Origin of the sequence: Streptomyces sp. NPDC026672, from assembly GCF_040638185.1 — a bacterium.
Taxonomy (GTDB): Bacteria; Actinomycetota; Actinomycetes; order Streptomycetales; family Streptomycetaceae; genus Streptomyces.
This window is the reverse complement of the sequence record NZ_JBEZXS010000017.1, coordinates 132,498-147,984: the sequence shown is the minus strand read 5'-3', so window position 1 is coordinate 147,984 and position 15,487 is coordinate 132,498. Positions and strand designations below refer to the sequence as shown.

The following is a 15,487-nucleotide window of genomic DNA, read 5'->3' as shown; positions in this document are numbered from 1 at the left end:
CGGCAACCGGCTGGAAGCTCAGTCGGCGGTCAGGACGAAGGACGTCTGGGTCTTCGAGAATCCCGGCGCCGACACCTCCAGCAGATACGTCCCCGCCCCGGCCACCCCCGCCGGAGGCGTCGCACACTGCGCGGCGCTCGGCTTGCGGTCCCACTTCACGGTGTACGTGATGCTGGTACCGGCCGGCACCCGGTACATCTGGCTGCCCTCGGTCCGCGGGCAGTCGGCGGAGGACCAGTAGTCGTCGCTGCTGTCGGCCTGAGTGATCGTCAGGACCGTCCGCTTGGGGCCCAGGTCGACCTTGCAGTCGCTCCCGGAGGTGTTCTTCGCGGTGAGCACGAACTCCGGCGTCTGGTCGGGCGAGTACGAGTTGCGCACGCTGCGCAGGCTCAAGGTGACCGATCCGGCGGTGCAGCCCGGCAGCACCGAGGACGCCGGCACCTGGTCGCCCGAGCTGACCCCACCGCCGGACCCGGCACCCGTGCCCGCTCCGGCACCGCCGCCCGAGCCGTTGTCGCCGCCCGCGGAACCGCTGCCGCCGCCCGAACCGGAGCCGGAGCCGGAGCCCTCGTCGTCGCCGGACCCGCCGGACCCGGTGTCGTCACCGCCGGAACCCCCGCCGCTGGACTCGTCGCGCCCGCCCGGGTGCTGGCTTATCGCCGGGCCGGACCCGGACGGCCCCGGCGTGATCGTGGGCACGGGGTTCTTGCCGTTGGACCCTCCGGCGTCGTTCTTGCCGCCTCCGCCGCCGCCCGAGGTGACGATCCACACCACCAGCAGCGCCAGTAGGGCGACCACCGACACGATGACGACCCTCCGTCGCCAGTAGATGGAGGAGGGAAGCGGCCCGATCGGATTGCGCAGAGATCCCACGGCGCAAACTGTACGAGAGATCGGCGCGCTTGCTTGCGCCACCCGCCGCCCTCGAGCCAACTTTTCCGGATCATCATTCCGGCAACTGCCGCCGCGATGCCCGTTCTTCACCTCCCCGGCCCCCCTCCGGCCGTGTACCGGCGGTGCCGGGGGCCGCGTCAGGTCCCGCCGTGGCAGGATCGGGAGGGCCATGACTGAGAAGCTTCACGCCCCCGTGATCACCTGGTTCGACCTCCACGCCCGCGACCTCCCCTGGCGCCGCCCGGAGGCGGGGCCGTGGGGCGTGATGGTCAGTGAGTTCATGCTCCAGCAGACCCCGGTCAACCGGGTCCTGCCGGTCTACGAGCAGTGGCTGGCCCGCTGGCCGCGCCCCGCCGACCTCGCCGAGGAACCGCCCGGCGAGGCCGTCCGCGCCTGGGGCCGGCTCGGCTACCCGCGCCGGGCACTGCGACTGCACGGCGCCGCGGTCGCCATAACCGAACGGCACGGCGGCGACGTACCGACGGACCACGCGCAACTGCTCGCGCTGCCCGGGATCGGCGAGTACACGGCCGCGGCGGTGGCCTCCTTCGCGTACGGGCAGCGGCACGCGGTGCTGGACACCAATGTGCGCCGGGTCCTCGCGCGGGCGGTGACGGGGGTGCGGTTCCCGCCGAACGCCACAACGGCCGCCGAGCGCAAGCTGGCCCGTGAGCTGCTGCCGGACGACGAGAAGACCGCCGCCCGCTGGGCCGCCGCCTCGATGGAGCTGGGCGCCCTGGTGTGCACGGCGAAGAACGAGTCGTGCCACCGCTGCCCGATCGCCGGGCAGTGCGCGTGGCGGCTCGCGGGCAAGCCGGAGCACGAGGGCCCGCCGCGCCGCGGCCAGACGTACGCCGGGACGGACCGGCAGGTGCGCGGCAAGCTGCTCGCCGTGCTGCGCGAGGCGCACACCCCGGTGCCGCAGGCGGCGCTCGACCGGGTGTGGCACGAGCCGGTGCAGCGGGCGCGGGCGCTCGACGGCCTCGTCTCGGACGGTCTGGTGGAGCCGCTGGCGGGCGGTCTGTACCGGCTTCCGCTGGGCTGACACACCGTCGGATCACGGCGCGGGGCCGGTTCCGCACGGCGACCCCGCGCACCGAATCACCCCCGACCGGGGCAAAAACCTCCCCCTCCTTACCCCGGACCTACTTCCGTTACACAACCGACGGACAGCCGCGCGCTTCCCGCAGTCTGCCGCGCACAGCCCCGTGACAACCGCTCCGTAGCTTCTCTTCCGTGCTCGGGACGACCACCCGAGCACGGGAACGACAGCACGGGCCGGAAGAAGAACGGGGAGCGGAGGCGGTTGGTATGGCGTCGCAGGGCGAGGTGCTCGGCTTCGAGGAGTACGTCCGCACCCGGCAGGACGCGCTGCTGCGCAGCGCCCGCCGACTGGTCCCCGACCCCGTCGACGCCCAGGACCTCCTCCAGACCGCCCTGGTGCGCACGTACGGCCGCTGGGACGGCATCGCCGACAAGCGGCTCGCGGACGCCTATCTGCGCCGGGTGATGATCAACACCCGCACCGAGTGGTGGCGGGCGCGGAAGCTGGAGGAGGTCCCCACCGAGCAGCTGCCGGACGCCTCCGTGGCGGACTCCACCGAGCAGCACGCCGACCGCGCGCTCCTCATGGACGTCATGAAGGTCCTCGCTCCCAAGCAGCGCAGTGTTGTCGTCCTGCGACACTGGGAGCAGATGTCCACGGAGGAGACGGCCGCCGCCCTCGGCATGTCGGCCGGCACGGTCAAGAGCACGCTGCACCGGGCGCTCGCCCGGCTCCGTGAGGAGCTGGAGGCGCGCGAGTCGGAGGCACGCGCGCTGGAGCGTGAGGAGCGGGAGCGTTGCGCGGCGTGACCGGCTCCGGGCCCGGTGGGGCCCGGGGAGGCGTTCGGGCGGCGACCACGGCACTGGCCCTGGTCGCCGCTCTCGGCGTGTTCCTCGCCTCGTGCGCCACGGGCGGCACCGGCACCCGTGACGAGGGCCCGGCACACGCCGACTCGGTGGCGGGCGCGGCTCCCTCCGCCGAGCCCGCCCCCTCCGACAGCTACCGGCCCGTGGACGCGGTCCGGCTGATCAAGGCCGACCCGAAGGTCTCGGCCGCCGTCAAGCACGACCTGAAGCCCTGTGTCGGCGACGAGTACCCGGTCGACGTGTCGTACGGCGACCTGACCGGCTCGGCCGTCGAGGACATCGTCGTCAACGTGTTGACCTGCGGTGACGCGGTGGGTGTCGGGGCGTATGTGTACCGGCAGCGCGCGGGCCGGTACGTGAACGTGTTCCGGACCGAGGAGTCGCCGGTGTACGCCGAGATCGACCGCGGCGACCTGATGGTGACCAAGCAGGTGTACGAGCGGGGCGACCCGGTCTCCAGTCCGTCCGGCGAGAACGTGATCACGTACAGCTGGACGTCGGGGCACTTCGTCCAGGAGTCGTACCACCACACGGACTACGGCAACGCGGTCGGCGGCATCCCGTCCCCGGCGCCGGCCGGCTGACGGCTCCCACAGGGGGGCGCGCGGGGCGCGCGAGGGGGGTGCCGGCAACCCGGTGGACGCCCCGTACGTCACTGGAGTGACACCATCCGTACGACGTGCACGGCACGCACCGGCACGGAACGCATCGGCACGGAACGACACGAGGACTGAGAGCACCGGGATGGCAGACCAGACCCACGTCCTGTTCGTCGAGGACGACGACGTCATCCGCGAGGCCACCCAGCTGGCCCTGGAACGGGACGGCTTCGCGGTCACCGCGATGCCCGACGGACTGTCGGGCCTGGAGGCGTTCCGGGCCGACCGTCCGGACATCGCGCTCCTGGACGTCATGGTCCCGGGGCTGGACGGGGTGAGCCTGTGCCGGCGCATCCGCGACGAGTCGACGGTGCCGGTGATCATGCTGTCGGCGCGCGCCGACTCCATCGACGTGGTGCTCGGCCTGGAGGCGGGCGCGGACGACTACGTCACCAAGCCGTTCGACGGCGCCGTGCTCGTGGCCCGCATCCGCGCGGTGCTGCGCCGGTTCGGGCACGCGGGCGGGGCGGCGCAGGCCGACGAGACCGGGGCGGGCGCGGCGGGCGGCCCACTGGTCTTCGGCGAGCTGGAGGTCGACACCGAGGGCATGGAGGTGCGGCGGGCCGGGCGGCCGGTGGCGCTGACCCCGACCGAGATGCGGCTGCTCCTGGAGTTCTCCACCGCGCCCGGGACGGTCCTGTCCCGTGACCGGCTGCTGGAACGGGTGTGGGACTACGGCTGGGGCGGGGACACCCGGGTCGTCGACGTCCATGTGCAGCGGCTGCGCACCAAGATCGGCCAGGACCGGATCGAGACGGTCCGCGGCTTCGGCTACAAGCTGAAGCCCTGAGGGGGGCCGTGGCGATGCGCGAGTTCATCCGGCGTCCGGTCCGCGGACGGGTCCTGCGGGCCGGCATCCGCACGGGGCTGCGGTGGAAGCTGAGCGCGGCCATCGCGCTGGTCGGCGCCCTGGTGGCGATCGCGCTCAGTCTGGTCGTGCACAACGCGGCCCGGGTGTCGATGCTGGACAACGCCCGCGACCTCGCGGACGAGCGGGTGCAGATCGCGCAGCGCAACTACGAGCTGTCGGGGCGCCCCAACTTCCCCAGCATCAAGATCGACGACCGGGAGCTGCCGGCTCCGCTGCGGCAGAAGGTCGACGAGGGCCGGCGGGCGACCTATGTCGCGGACCACGGCGGGAACGTGCCGGACATCTGGGCGGCCGTCCCGGTCAAGGACGGGCACGTGCTGTCGCTGCACACCCACTTCCCCGACCGCAGCACGGACGTGATGAAGGACCTCGACCAGGCCCTCGTCATCGGCTCGATCGCGGTCGTGCTGGGCGGCAGCGCGCTCGGGGTGCTGATCGGCGGGCAGCTGTCCCGGCGGCTGCGCAAGGCGGCGGCCGCGGCGAACCGGGTGGCCAAGGGCGAGACGGACGTACGGGTGCGGGAGGCCATCGGGGGTGTCGTCCGGGACGAGACCGACGACCTGGCGCGCGCGGTGGACGCCATGGCGGACGCGCTCCAGCAGCGGCTGGAGGCCGAGCGCCGGGTCACCGCCGACATCGCGCACGAGCTGCGCACCCCGGTGACCGGGCTGCTCACCGCGGCCGAGCTGCTGCCTCCCGGCCGGCCGACCGAACTGGTCCTGGACCGGGCCAAGGCGATGCGCACGCTCGTCGAGGACGTCCTGGAGGTGGCCCGGCTGGACAGCGCGTCCGAGCGGGCCGAGTTGCAGGACATCATGCTGGGCGAGTTCGTGGCCCGGCGTGTGGCGGCCAAGGACCCGGCGATCATCGTGCGGGTGGTGCACGAGTCGGAGGTGACCACCGACCCGCGGCGGCTGGAGCGGGTGCTGTTCAACCTGCTCGCCAACGCCGCCCGGCACGGCAGCCCTCCGATCGAGGTCAGCGTCGAGGGCCGCGTGGTCCGGGTCCGCGACCACGGGCCCGGCTTCCCTGAGGACCTGCTGGAGGAGGGCCCGAGCCGCTTCCGCACGGGCAGCAGCGACCGCGCGGGGCAGGGGCACGGCCTGGGGCTGACCATCGCGGCCGGGCAGGCGCGGGTGCTGGGCGCCCGGCTGACGTTCCGCAACGTACGGCCCGCGGGGGCGCCGGAGCACGTGCCCGCCGAGGGCGCGGTGGCGGTGCTGTGGCTGCCCGAGCACGCGCCGACGAACACGGGCAGCTATCCGATGCTCCAGTGACTCCAGCCGGCTCCTGTGGGTCCGGGCCTGGGCCGGCCGCGGCAGGGCCGGCCGGGGCGGGTCAGCCCTCCCAGCCCTGGGACAGGTCGAGGTCGCCCTCGCGGCGCTGGGTGAAGGAGAACCAGTTGCCGGAGTCGTCGCGCAGCAGCGCCTCCGTGCCGTACGGGCGCTCCTGGGGCTCCTGGAGGAACTCCACGCCGCGGTCCTTGAGCGCCTTGTAGTCCCCGTGGATGTCGTCGGTGACGAGCACGCCCGCGCCCAGGACACCCTTGGACACCAGCGTTCTGACCATCTCCGCCGACTCCGGGTCCATGGCGGGCGGGCCCGGCACCATCAGGGTCAGCTCGACGTCGGGCTGGTCCGGGGAGCCGACGGTGAGCCAGCGCATGCCGCCCTCGCCCATCGTCATGTCCGTCCGCACCTCCAGGCCCAGCTTCTCGGTGTAGAACTCCTTGGCCCGGTCCTGGTCGAGAACCCAGACGGTCGCGATCCCGAGTCCCTTGATCATGGTCTGCTCCTGTCCGCGGTGCGTGCGTCTCCTGCCCCGCCACCGTAGGCAGGCGGGGGCTCAGTCCGCTTCTCCGGAATTGCTCCGTGCCTCCCCGGGGCCCCTGCGGAAGCCGCCGGCCCAGAGCATCGCGTAGCAGCCCGGTATGAGCGCCGTGCCGCGTCCCACGTGCTTGGTGCGGTACTCGCTGGGGGCGAGGCCGGTCCAGGTCTTGAAGCGGGCGGAGAAGGTGCCCAGGCTGCTGAAGCCGACCAGGTGGCAGATCTCGGTGACCGTGAGGTTGGCGGTGCGCAGCAGGTCCTCGGCGCGCTCTATGCGGCGGTGGGTCAGGTACTGGCCGGGTGTCTCGCCGTACGCCTCCTTGAAGGCGCGGATGAAGTGGTAGCGCGAGTAGCCCGCGTGGGACGCGACCGTGTCCAGGTCCAGGCCCGGGTCGGCCCAGTCCCGGTCCATCGCGTCCTTGGCCAGGCGCAACTGGCGCAGTTTGTCCATGGACCCGATGGTGGCACGCGGCACTGACATCGCCGCCGGGCACGGGGAAGGACCGGGGCGGTCACCGTCGCGGACATGGGGAAGGCCCCCGGGGCGGACACCGCCGGGGGCCTTCTGTTCAGCAGGGGCTCCGCACCGGGGGCGCGGAGGGGGTCGCGGGGACCGAGGGGGCTAGGGCGTGTTTCGAAAGTCCCGCCTGGCCCGCGACGCCTGGCACGCACACTCGCTGCGTTGTCGCAACGCCCAAGTACATCCAGTACGAGGGCGATCCTCCGCCTTGCGATTGCACGCACCAGACGCCGCGGGCCCCGCCCTCCGGGCGGACGGCGCTACTTTCGAAACACGCCCTAGACCGCCTCGACCGCGGGAGCCGGCAGGACGTCGGCCTGGTCGGCCTGGTCGCCCGCGGGCTCCGGCTTCTGCGGGCCGCCCTTGAGGGGGACCTCCTTGACGAACAGCGCCAGGACCAGCACGGGCACCGCGATCGCCGCGCCGAGCAGGAACGCCGAGTGCGTGCCGGCCGAGACCGCGTGCTGGTAGGCCTCGCGGGCCGCGGCGGGCAGCTTGGCCAGGCTGGCCGCGTCGAGCTGCGCGGACTGCTCGGTGACCTTGGAGCCGAGGGAGCCGGCCCGCTCGGCCATCACGTCCTGGACGCGGTGGTTGAACAGCGCGCCCATGATCGCGACACCGAAGGAGGAGCCGAGCGTACGGAACAGGGTGGTCGACGAGGACGCGACGCCCATGTCCTTCATCTGCACGCTGTTCTGCGCGACCAGCATGGTGATCTGCATGAGGCAGCCCATGCCGAGGCCGAGGACGGCCATGTAGACGCCGGAGGTGAACCGGGAGGTGCCCGTGTCCATCAGCGACAGCAGGTACAGGCCGACGACCATCAGCACACCGCCGGCGATCGGGAAGACCTTGTACCGGCCGGTGTTGGTGGTGACGCGTCCGGCGACCATCGACGTGACGAGCATCGCACCGAGCATCGGCAGCAGGAGCAGACCGGAGTTGGTGGCCGAGGCGCCCTGCACCGACTGCTGGTAGAGCGGCAGGAAGAGGGTCGCGCCGAACATCACGAAGCCGGTGATGAAGCCGATGACGGACATCAGGGTGAAGTTGCGGCTGCGGAAGATGTGCAGCGGCAGCACCGGCTCGGCGGCCCTGGTCTGCCAGAACACGAACCCGACCAGCGAGGCCACGCCGATCGCGGTGAGCTCCATGATCCGCGCGGACGTCCAGGCGTACTCGCTGCCGCCCCAGGTGGTGACGAGGACGATCGCGGTGATGCCGACGGTGAGCAGCCCGGCGCCCAGGTAGTCGATGCGCGACTTGGTGCGCTTCTTCGGGAGGTGCAGCACGGCGCTGACCAGCGCCAGCGCGACCGCGCCGAGGGGCAGGTTGATGTAGAAGGACCAGCGCCAGCCCCAGTTGTCGGTGATGGTGCCGCCGACGAGGGGGCCGCCGATCATGGCGAGCGCCATGACACCGGCCATCATGCCCTGGTACTTGCCCCGCTCACGCGGCGGGACGAGGTCGCCGATGATCGCCATGACGCCGACCATCAGACCGCCGGCGCCGAGGCCCTGCACCGCGCGGAAACCGATCAGCTCGCCCATGTTCTGGGCCATGCCGCTGAGCGCGGAACCGATCAGGAAGATCACGATCGACGTCATGAAGGCGCCCTTGCGCCCGTACATGTCGCCGAGCTTGCCCCACAGCGGGGTCGCGGCCGCGGTGGCCAGCGTGTATCCGGTCACCACCCAGGACAGGTGTTCCAGACCGCCCAGCTCGCCGACGATCGTCGGCATCGCGGTGCCCACGATCATGTTGTCGAGCATCGCGAGCATCATCGCGATCATGAGCGCCATCAGGACGACCCGGACGCTCCGCTGTTTCTTGTCCGGCTGATCCGCTATCTCTTGGCCCACCTGGGCCGACTCCGTGTCCGCCATAACTCCCACTCCCCCGGCAACTGCTACTTACTTGCCGCCCGGCTAGTTCACTACACTGGGAAGGTAGCCCTGTCACTAGCCGGTCGTCAAGTAAGTTTGCCGAAGGCTAGCCGGGCGGCAAGTAAGTTTCCGCCGGAGCGCGAGGAGTACGAGGATGGGCGGCACCATGGACGGCACCAAGCAGCAGCGCCGAGGCAACACCCGCCAGCGCATCCAGGACGTCGCGCTCGAACTCTTCGCCGAGCAGGGCTACGAGAAGACCTCGCTGCGCGAGATCGCCGAACGCCTCGACGTGACCAAGGCGGCGCTCTACTACCACTTCAAGACGAAGGAAGAGATCATCGTCAGCCTCTTCGAGGATCTGACGCAGCCGATGCAGGACCTCATCGAGTGGGGCAGGGAACAGCCCCACACCCTGGAGACCAAGCAGGAGATCGTACGGCGCTACAGCCGCTCGCTCGTCGAGGCCGAGCCCCTGTTCCGCTTCATGCAGGAGAACCAGGCGACCGTACGGGAACTGCGCATCGGCGACACCTTCAAGGACCGGATGCGCGGCCTGCGGGACATCATCATCGACCCCGAGGCGGACCTGGTCGACCAGGTCCGCTCCGTCAGCGCGCTCTTCGCGCTGCACGCCGGGATGTTCGTCTTCCAGGACCTGGAAGGCGACCCCGAGGACAAGCGCGCGGCCGTCCTGGAGGTCGCCGTGGACCTGGTGACGCAGGCGCACCGGGGCGCCCACGGACCGAATGCCTAGACGGTCACGCCCTTGGCCCGCAGGAAGTGCACGGGGTCGATCGCGGAGCCGTAGTTCGGGGTCGTACGGATCTCGAAGTGCAGGTGCGGACCGGTGGAGTTGCCGGTGTTGCCGGAGCGCGCGATGTGCTGACCGGTCTTGACGACCTGGCCTATGTGCACGTCGATCCTCGACAGGTGGGCGTACTGGGAGTACGTGCCGTTGCCGTGCTTGATGACGATGGCGTTGCCGTACGCCGGACCGTCGCCGGCGCCGTTGCCGCCGGCCTTGACGACGGTGCCGCCGTGCGCGGCCATGACGTTGGTGCCGATCGGCACGGCGAAGTCCTGGCCGCTGTGCTTGGCGACCCAGTGGCTGCCGGCCTGGTTGAAGCCCGCGGACAGCGTGTAGTGCGCGACCGGGTCGATCCAGGAGGCGGCGGACTTGGCCGCGGCGGACTTGGCCGCGGCCGCGACGGGGGCCGCCTTCACGGTGGTGGCCGGTGCGGCGGTCTGCGCACCGGCGGCGGCCGCGACCCCGGCCCCCAGGACGACAGAGGTGCCCAGCCCGGCGGCCACCACGGCGGCGCGGGAGCGGAGCAGGGACCCGAGGGCGGAACGGGACGTGACGCGCTGGAACATCTGTACCTCGTGGGTTCGGGGACGAAGGACCACCCGGCGAAACAGCCGTCCGCCGGATGGGGCTGAACCTTGGTAACCCCGGGGCACACTTGCGCTCAAACCACCCAAGTACGACACAAACTAGTAATTGACCGGAAAATTTCTCCGCCCTTGACAAGGCCCTCTCCGGCCGAACAGGGCGCTGACGACGCCGGATTCCCCCTCGCCATTCAAGACTGAATGTCCTGATTTGCCCTTATTGCATGTCCCACTATCTGGTGTAGTACCGGACAAATCGCCTGTGCGGCATGTCACCGGCCCACAAGATCCGGCACCGCCCGAATGTGACCCGCGCTACGCCCACGGGCGGTCGCGCAGACGGGCGTTGAGCCGGGCCGCCCGGCGCGTCAGATGGTCGCGCTCGGCGAGGTTCGACGCCGCCAGGGCGGCCTCGGCGTACAGCCGCGCCGCCGTCTCCAGGTCGCCGTCGCGCTCGTGGAGGTGCGCCGCCACCGCGGCGTGGCGGGGCAGCGAGGCGTCCAGTTCCGCGAGCGCCGCCAGACCGGCGCGCGGTCCGTCCGCCTCCCCGACGGCGACCGCGCGGTTGAGCCGGACAACCGGGCTGTCGGTCAGGCGCGCGAGCTCGTCGTACCACTCGACGATCTGCACCCAGTCCGTCTCCTCGGCGGTGGGCGCGTCGGCGTGGAGCGCGGCGATGGCGGCCTGGGCCTGGAACTCGCCGAGGCGGTCGCGGGCGAGGGCCGCCTGGAGGATCCCGACGCCCTCGGCGATCGCCCCGGTGTCCCAGCGGCCCCGGTCCTGCTCGGCGAGCGGCACCAGGCTGCCGTCGGGCGCGGTCCGGCCGGCCCGCCGCGCGTGGTGCAGCAGCATCAGGGCCAGCAGTCCCGCCACCTCGGGGTGATCGACCGCCGCCGCGAGCTGCCGGGTGAGCCGGATGGCCTCGGCGGCGAGGTCGACGTCGCCTGAGTAGCCCTCGTTGAAGACGAGGTAGAGGACGCGCAGCACGGTGGCGACGTCGCCCGGCCGGTCGAACCGCACGCCGGAGACGGTGCGCTTGGCCCGGCTGATGCGCTGCGCCATGGTCGCCTCGGGCACCAGGTAGGCGCGGGCGATCTGGCGGGTGGTCAGACCGCCGACGGCCCGCAGGGTGAGCGCGACCGCGGACGACGGCGTCAGCGACGGGTGCGCGCACAGGAAGTACAGCTGGAGCGTGTCGTCCGCCTCGGCCGCGGGTCCGGGCACCGGCTCCCCGTCGGCACGCTCCTCACGCCTGCGGCGAGCGGCGTCCGACCGGGCCGCGTCGAGGAACCGGCGCCAGGCTACGGTGACCAGCCAGCCCTTCGGGTCCCACGGCCGGTCGGCGGGCCGGCGGCGGAGCGCCTCGACCAGCGCGTCCTGCACGGCGTCCTCGGCCGCCGCGAAGTCGGCTCCGCGGCGGACGAGGATCGCGAGGACGCCGGGCGTGAGGCTCCGGAGCAGGGCCTCGTCCATGGAAGCGGTCACTCCGTGATGGTGGGTGGCGCGGACAGGAACGGACGCAGTTCCAGCCACTCGTGGATCGGCTTCCCACCCGCTCCGGGGGCGGCCGACAGCTCCCCGGCCAGCTCGACGGCGCGCTCGTAGCTGTCGACGTCGATCACCATCCAGCCGGCGATGAGGTCCTTGGTCTCGGCGAACGGGCCGTCGGTGACCGGCGGACGGCCCTCGCCGTCGTACCGGACGAACGTGCCCTCCGGGGCGAGCGCCTGGCCGTCGACGAACTCGCCGGTCTTCTCCAGGCGGGCCGCGAACTCGTGCATGTACCGCATGTGCGCCGAGATCTCCTCCGGCGTCCACCGGTCCATCGGCACGTCGTTGACCGCGGCCGGAGCGCCTCGGTAGTGCTTGAGCAGCAGGTACTTGGCCATCGTGCGTCTCCTCGGTACCGGTGCGACCCATTGTGGCCGCGCTCACCCCTGGGACGGAGCCGGTCCCGGGTTCTCGACATCGTGGGCCATGATCTTTTGGGCGGCTTGAAACGGCCCTTCACCCAGGGCGGTGTGACGCACGTCTCTGGTCACCTACCGTTCAGTAACCCTACGGTTCCCCTCACGCCACCCTCACCACAGAGCATGCACCTGACACATGCCGCGTACGGACGTGAGAGGACACCCCCACCGATGACCAGACGCCCCCTGGCGCGCCGCATCACCGTCACCGCAGTCTCCGCCGCCGCCCTGGCCGCGCTCGCCGCGCCGGCCGAGGCCGCGACGACCGCCTCCGGAGCGAGCACCACCGCCACGGGCACCGCCGCCGCGGCGGTCGACTACACCACCTGGCAGCAGGACTGCCAGGCCGTGATGAACCAGGCCATGCCGTACGTGCAGAACCGCATCGCAGCCGCCCGTCCGGGCGAGAAGCAGGCGATCGTGTTCGACATCGACAACACCACGCTGGAGACCGACTTCGGCTTCAGCTACCCCCAGCCGGCCAACAAGCCGGTCCTGAACGTCGCGAAGTACGCCCAGGAGCACGGCGTCGCGCTGTTCTTCGTCACGGCCCGCCCGGGCATCATCGCCGCGCCCACCCAGTTCAACCTGGAGTTCGACGGCTACCGCGTCGCCGGTCTCTACGACCGCGGTCTGTTCGACCTGTTCAAGGACGTCGCCGAGTACAAGACCGCCCAGCGCGTCGACATCGAGAACAAGGGCTACACGATCATCGCGAACATCGGCAACAGCGCGAGCGACCTCTCGGGCGGCCACGCCGAGAAGACGTTCAAGCTGCCGGACTACGACGGGCAGCTCTCCTAGCGCGCGGCAAAAAGGGGCCGCCCCGGGACATCGGTCCCGGGGCGGCCCCTTCGGTCGCTCGCTCCCCTGAGGGTCAGGCGTCCTTGCTCAGGTTCGGTCCGGCGCCGCCGGCCGCCTGCTCGATCGGCGGGGCGTCGGGCAGCGCCGACTTCTCCTCGCCGCGGAACGTGAAGGTCTTGGCCTCGCCCGTTCCCTCGGTGTCCACGACCACGATGTGACCGGGGCGCAGCTCGCCGAAGAGGATCTTCTCGGAGAGCGTGTCCTCGATCTCGCGCTGGATGGTCCGGCGCAGCGGCCGGGCGCCCAGCACGGGGTCGTAGCCCTTCTGGGACAGCAGTTCCTTGGCGGACTGGGAGAGCTCGATGCCCATGTCCCGGTCCTTGAGGCGCTCGTCCACCTTGCTGATCATCAGGTCGACGATCCGCAGGATGTCCTCCTGCGTCAGCTGCGGGAAGACGACCACGTCGTCGACGCGGTTCAGGAACTCGGGACGGAAGTGCTGCTTGAGCTCGTCCGACACCTTGTTCTTCATGCGCTCGTAGTTGGTCTTCGTGTCACCCGAGGCCGCGAAGCCCAGGTTGAAGCCCTTGGAGATGTCCCGGGTGCCGAGGTTGGTCGTCATGATGATGACCGTGTTCTTGAAGTCCACGACCCGGCCCTGGGAGTCGGTCAGACGACCGTCCTCCAGGATCTGGAGCAGCGAGTTGAAGATGTCCGGGTGGGCCTTCTCCACCTCGTCGAACAGGACGACGGAGAACGGCTTGCGGCGCACCTTCTCGGTCAGCTGACCGCCCTCTTCGTAGCCCACGTAGCCGGGGGGCGAACCGAAGAGACGCGAGACCGTGTGCTTCTCGCTGAACTCCGACATGTCGAGGGAGATCAGCGCGTCCTCGTCACCGAACAGGAACTCGGCGAGCGCCTTGGACAGCTCGGTCTTACCGACACCGGACGGGCCGGCGAAGATGAACGAGCCACCCGGACGCTTCGGGTCCTTCAGGCCCGCGCGCGTACGGCGGATCGCCTTCGACAGCGCCTTGACGGCGTCGACCTGGCCGATGACCCGCTTGTGCAGCTCCTCCTCCATGCGGAGCAGGCGGCTGGACTCCTCCTCGGTCAGCTTGAAGACCGGGATGCCGGTGGCCGTGGCGAGGACCTCGGCGATCAGCTCGCCGTCGACCTCGGCGACGACGTCCATGTCGCCGGCCTTCCACTCCTTCTCCCGCTTCGCCTTGGCGGCCAGGAGCTGCTTCTCCTTGTCGCGCAGGGAGGCGGCCTTCTCGAAGTCCTGCGAGTCGATCGCGGACTCCTTGTCCCGGCGGACGGCGGCGATCTTCTCGTCGAACTCGCGCAGGTCCGGCGGCGCGGTCATCCGGCGGATGCGCATCCGGGACCCGGCCTCGTCGATGAGGTCGATCGCCTTGTCGGGCAGGAAGCGGTCCGAGATGTACCGGTCGGCCAGCGTGGCCGCCTGCACCAGGGCCTCGTCCGTGATGGAGACGCGGTGGTGCGCCTCGTACCGGTCGCGCAGGCCCTTGAGGATCTCGATCGTGTGCGGCAGGGACGGCTCCGCGACCTGGATGGGCTGGAAGCGGCGCTCGAGGGCCGCGTCCTTCTCCAGGTGCTTGCGGTACTCGTCGAGCGTCGTCGCACCGATGGTCTGGAGCTCACCGCGGGCCAGCATCGGCTTCAGGATCGAGGCCGCGTCGATGGCGCCCTCGGCGGCACCCGCGCCGACGAGCGTGTGCAGCTCGTCGATGAACAGGATGATGTCGCCTCGGGTGCGGATCTCCTTGAGCACCTTCTTCAGGCGCTCCTCGAAGTCACCGCGGTAGCGGGAGCCGGCGACCAGGGCGCCGAGGTCCAGCGTGTAGAGGTGCTTGTCCTTCAGCGTCTCGGGCACCTCGCCCTTGACGATGGCCTGGGCGAGGCCCTCGACGACGGCGGTCTTGCCGACGCCGGGCTCACCGATCAGGACCGGGTTGTTCTTCGTACGGCGGGACAGCACCTGCATGACCCGCTCGATCTCCTTCTCGCGCCCGATGACCGGGTCGAGCTTGGACTCACGAGCGGCCTGGGTGAGGTTCCGGCCGAACTGGTCGAGGACCAGGGACGTCGAGGGGGTGCCCTCGGCAGGGCCGCCGGCGGTGGCGGTCTCCTTGCCCTGGTAGCCGGAGAGCAGCTGGATCACCTGCTGCCGCACCCGGTTGAGGTCGGCGCCCAGCTTGACCAGGACCTGGGCGGCGACGCCCTCGCCCTCACGGATCAGGCCGAGCAGGATGTGCTCCGTGCCGATGTAGTTGTGGCCCAGCTGAAGGGCCTCGCGGAGCGACAGCTCCAGGACCTTCTTGGCACGGGGGGTGAAGGGAATGTGCCCGGACGGGGCCTGCTGGCCCTGACCGATGATCTCCTCCACCTGCTGGCGGACCGCCTCGAGCGAAATCCCGAGGCTCTCAAGGGCCTTGGCGGCGACACCCTCACCCTCGTGGATCAGGCCCAGGAGGATGTGCTCGGTGCCGATGTAGTTGTGGTTGAGCATCCGGGCTTCTTCCTGAGCCAGGACGACAACCCGCCGCGCGCGGTCGGTGAACCTCTCGAACATCGTTAATCGCTCCTCAGAGCGGTCAGGCAGTGGGGGGAACTTCCCCTCCCTGTCCTTCCGCAGCTTAGTCCCGCAAGCGGGGACCGCTCATTCCAACTGCCGACACCGGACCGAGAACCAACTCTGCCTCCTGACCCCGAACGCCGACATCT

15 protein-coding genes are annotated in these 15,487 nt (G+C 70.9%); 7 read left to right on the top strand and 8 right to left on the bottom strand.

Annotation, left to right across the window (positions count from 1 at the left end; translation table 11 throughout):
* Nucleotides 1-18 precede the first annotated feature (18 nt).
* Entirely contained in the window at nucleotides 19-873 is an 855-nt protein-coding gene (locus tag AB0F77_RS21335; protein WP_361950694.1) for a hypothetical protein, read from the bottom strand.
* Nucleotides 874-1,063: 190 nt separating this feature from the next.
* Here AB0F77_RS21335 and AB0F77_RS21330 point away from each other — a divergent pair, with 190 nt between their 5' ends.
* The 5 genes from AB0F77_RS21330 (at nucleotide 1,064) to cseC (ending at nucleotide 5,612) form a co-directional block, all read left to right on the top strand.
* Entirely contained in the window at nucleotides 1,064-1,939 is an 876-nt protein-coding gene (locus AB0F77_RS21330) for an A/G-specific adenine glycosylase (protein WP_361950691.1), read from the top strand.
* Nucleotides 1,940-2,205: 266 nt separating this feature from the next.
* Nucleotides 2,206-2,748: a SigE family RNA polymerase sigma factor gene (locus tag AB0F77_RS21325; protein ID WP_361950688.1), complete on the top strand. Its 543-nt coding sequence runs from the start codon at nucleotides 2,206-2,208 to the stop codon at nucleotides 2,746-2,748.
* Entirely contained in the window at nucleotides 2,736-3,389 is a 654-nt protein-coding gene (locus tag AB0F77_RS21320; protein WP_361950685.1) for a hypothetical protein, read from the top strand. The genes AB0F77_RS21325 and AB0F77_RS21320 overlap by 13 nt, the downstream gene beginning before the upstream one ends.
* A 160-nt stretch (nucleotides 3,390-3,549) precedes the next feature.
* The gene (cseB, locus tag AB0F77_RS21315; RefSeq protein ID WP_361950682.1) at nucleotides 3,550-4,254 is read left to right on the top strand and encodes a two-component system response regulator CseB; all 705 of its coding nucleotides are present in this window, start codon (nucleotides 3,550-3,552) and stop codon (nucleotides 4,252-4,254) included.
* Between the two features lie 14 nt (nucleotides 4,255-4,268).
* Complete coding sequence (gene cseC / locus AB0F77_RS21310) at nucleotides 4,269-5,612, top strand: two-component system sensor histidine kinase CseC (protein WP_361950679.1); 1,344 nt, start codon at nucleotides 4,269-4,271, stop codon at nucleotides 5,610-5,612.
* Nucleotides 5,613-5,673: 61 nt separating this feature from the next.
* On the opposite strand, the gene AB0F77_RS21305 is transcribed toward cseC, so the two are convergent.
* From AB0F77_RS21305 to AB0F77_RS21295, 3 genes are all read right to left on the bottom strand, one after another.
* Complete coding sequence (locus tag AB0F77_RS21305; RefSeq protein WP_361950676.1) at nucleotides 5,674-6,120, bottom strand: VOC family protein; 447 nt, start codon at nucleotides 6,118-6,120, stop codon at nucleotides 5,674-5,676.
* Nucleotides 6,121-6,180: 60 nt separating this feature from the next.
* Nucleotides 6,181-6,612, bottom strand: a complete 432-nt coding sequence (locus AB0F77_RS21300) for a helix-turn-helix transcriptional regulator (RefSeq protein ID WP_361950673.1) — start codon at nucleotides 6,610-6,612, stop codon at nucleotides 6,181-6,183.
* Between the two features lie 347 nt (nucleotides 6,613-6,959).
* Nucleotides 6,960-8,567 carry an MDR family MFS transporter gene (locus AB0F77_RS21295; RefSeq protein ID WP_361950670.1) on the bottom strand — a complete coding sequence of 536 codons (1,608 nt, stop codon included), beginning with the start codon at nucleotides 8,565-8,567 and terminating at the stop codon, nucleotides 6,960-6,962.
* A 154-nt stretch (nucleotides 8,568-8,721) separates the two neighbouring features.
* Between AB0F77_RS21295 and AB0F77_RS21290 the strand changes: the two genes are divergently transcribed.
* Nucleotides 8,722-9,324, top strand: a complete 603-nt coding sequence (locus AB0F77_RS21290) for a TetR/AcrR family transcriptional regulator (protein WP_361950667.1) — start codon at nucleotides 8,722-8,724, stop codon at nucleotides 9,322-9,324.
* On the opposite strand, the gene AB0F77_RS21285 is transcribed toward AB0F77_RS21290, so the two are convergent.
* From AB0F77_RS21285 to AB0F77_RS21275, 3 genes are all read right to left on the bottom strand, one after another.
* The gene (locus tag AB0F77_RS21285; protein WP_361950664.1) at nucleotides 9,321-9,944 is read right to left on the bottom strand and encodes a M23 family metallopeptidase; all 624 of its coding nucleotides are present in this window, start codon (nucleotides 9,942-9,944) and stop codon (nucleotides 9,321-9,323) included. The genes AB0F77_RS21290 and AB0F77_RS21285 overlap by 4 nt on opposite strands.
* Before the next feature lie 333 nt (nucleotides 9,945-10,277).
* Complete coding sequence (locus AB0F77_RS21280) at nucleotides 10,278-11,435, bottom strand: DUF6596 domain-containing protein (protein ID WP_361950762.1); 1,158 nt, start codon at nucleotides 11,433-11,435, stop codon at nucleotides 10,278-10,280.
* An 8-nt stretch (nucleotides 11,436-11,443) separates the two neighbouring features.
* Complete coding sequence (locus tag AB0F77_RS21275; protein ID WP_361950661.1) at nucleotides 11,444-11,851, bottom strand: YciI family protein; 408 nt, start codon at nucleotides 11,849-11,851, stop codon at nucleotides 11,444-11,446.
* A 252-nt stretch (nucleotides 11,852-12,103) separates the two neighbouring features.
* Here AB0F77_RS21275 and AB0F77_RS21270 point away from each other — a divergent pair, with 252 nt between their 5' ends.
* The gene (locus tag AB0F77_RS21270) at nucleotides 12,104-12,736 is read left to right on the top strand and encodes an HAD family acid phosphatase (RefSeq protein WP_361950658.1); all 633 of its coding nucleotides are present in this window, start codon (nucleotides 12,104-12,106) and stop codon (nucleotides 12,734-12,736) included.
* 73 nt (nucleotides 12,737-12,809) lie between these two features.
* Here AB0F77_RS21270 and AB0F77_RS21265 read toward each other — a convergent pair whose 3' ends face one another.
* Nucleotides 12,810-15,335: an ATP-dependent Clp protease ATP-binding subunit gene (locus AB0F77_RS21265; protein ID WP_361950656.1), complete on the bottom strand. Its 2,526-nt coding sequence runs from the start codon at nucleotides 15,333-15,335 to the stop codon at nucleotides 12,810-12,812.
* Between the last annotated feature and the right edge of the window lie 152 nt (nucleotides 15,336-15,487).

What these genes read in the sequence shown, in the direction of transcription:
- AB0F77_RS21330 (WP_361950691.1), top strand. Translation starts at nt 1,064, where the DNA reads ATGACTGAGAAGCTTCACGCCCCCGTGATCACCTGGTTCGACCTCCAC.
- AB0F77_RS21325 (WP_361950688.1), top strand. Translation starts at nt 2,206, where the DNA reads ATGGCGTCGCAGGGCGAGGTGCTCGGCTTCGAGGAGTACGTCCGCACC.
- cseB (WP_361950682.1), top strand. Translation starts at nt 3,550, where the DNA reads ATGGCAGACCAGACCCACGTCCTGTTCGTCGAGGACGACGACGTCATC.
- cseC (WP_361950679.1), top strand. Translation starts at nt 4,269, where the DNA reads ATGCGCGAGTTCATCCGGCGTCCGGTCCGCGGACGGGTCCTGCGGGCC.
- AB0F77_RS21305 (WP_361950676.1), bottom strand. Translation starts at nt 6,120, where the DNA reads ATGATCAAGGGACTCGGGATCGCGACCGTCTGGGTTCTCGACCAGGAC.
- AB0F77_RS21300 (WP_361950673.1), bottom strand. Translation starts at nt 6,612, where the DNA reads ATGGACAAACTGCGCCAGTTGCGCCTGGCCAAGGACGCGATGGACCGG.
- AB0F77_RS21295 (WP_361950670.1), bottom strand. Translation starts at nt 8,567, where the DNA reads ATGGCGGACACGGAGTCGGCCCAGGTGGGCCAAGAGATAGCGGATCAG.
- AB0F77_RS21290 (WP_361950667.1), top strand. Translation starts at nt 8,722, where the DNA reads ATGGGCGGCACCATGGACGGCACCAAGCAGCAGCGCCGAGGCAACACC.
- AB0F77_RS21285 (WP_361950664.1), bottom strand. Translation starts at nt 9,944, where the DNA reads ATGTTCCAGCGCGTCACGTCCCGTTCCGCCCTCGGGTCCCTGCTCCGC.
- AB0F77_RS21280 (WP_361950762.1), bottom strand. Translation starts at nt 11,435, where the DNA reads ATGGACGAGGCCCTGCTCCGGAGCCTCACGCCCGGCGTCCTCGCGATC.
- AB0F77_RS21275 (WP_361950661.1), bottom strand. Translation starts at nt 11,851, where the DNA reads ATGGCCAAGTACCTGCTGCTCAAGCACTACCGAGGCGCTCCGGCCGCG.
- AB0F77_RS21270 (WP_361950658.1), top strand. Translation starts at nt 12,104, where the DNA reads ATGACCAGACGCCCCCTGGCGCGCCGCATCACCGTCACCGCAGTCTCC.
- AB0F77_RS21265 (WP_361950656.1), bottom strand. Translation starts at nt 15,335, where the DNA reads ATGTTCGAGAGGTTCACCGACCGCGCGCGGCGGGTTGTCGTCCTGGCT.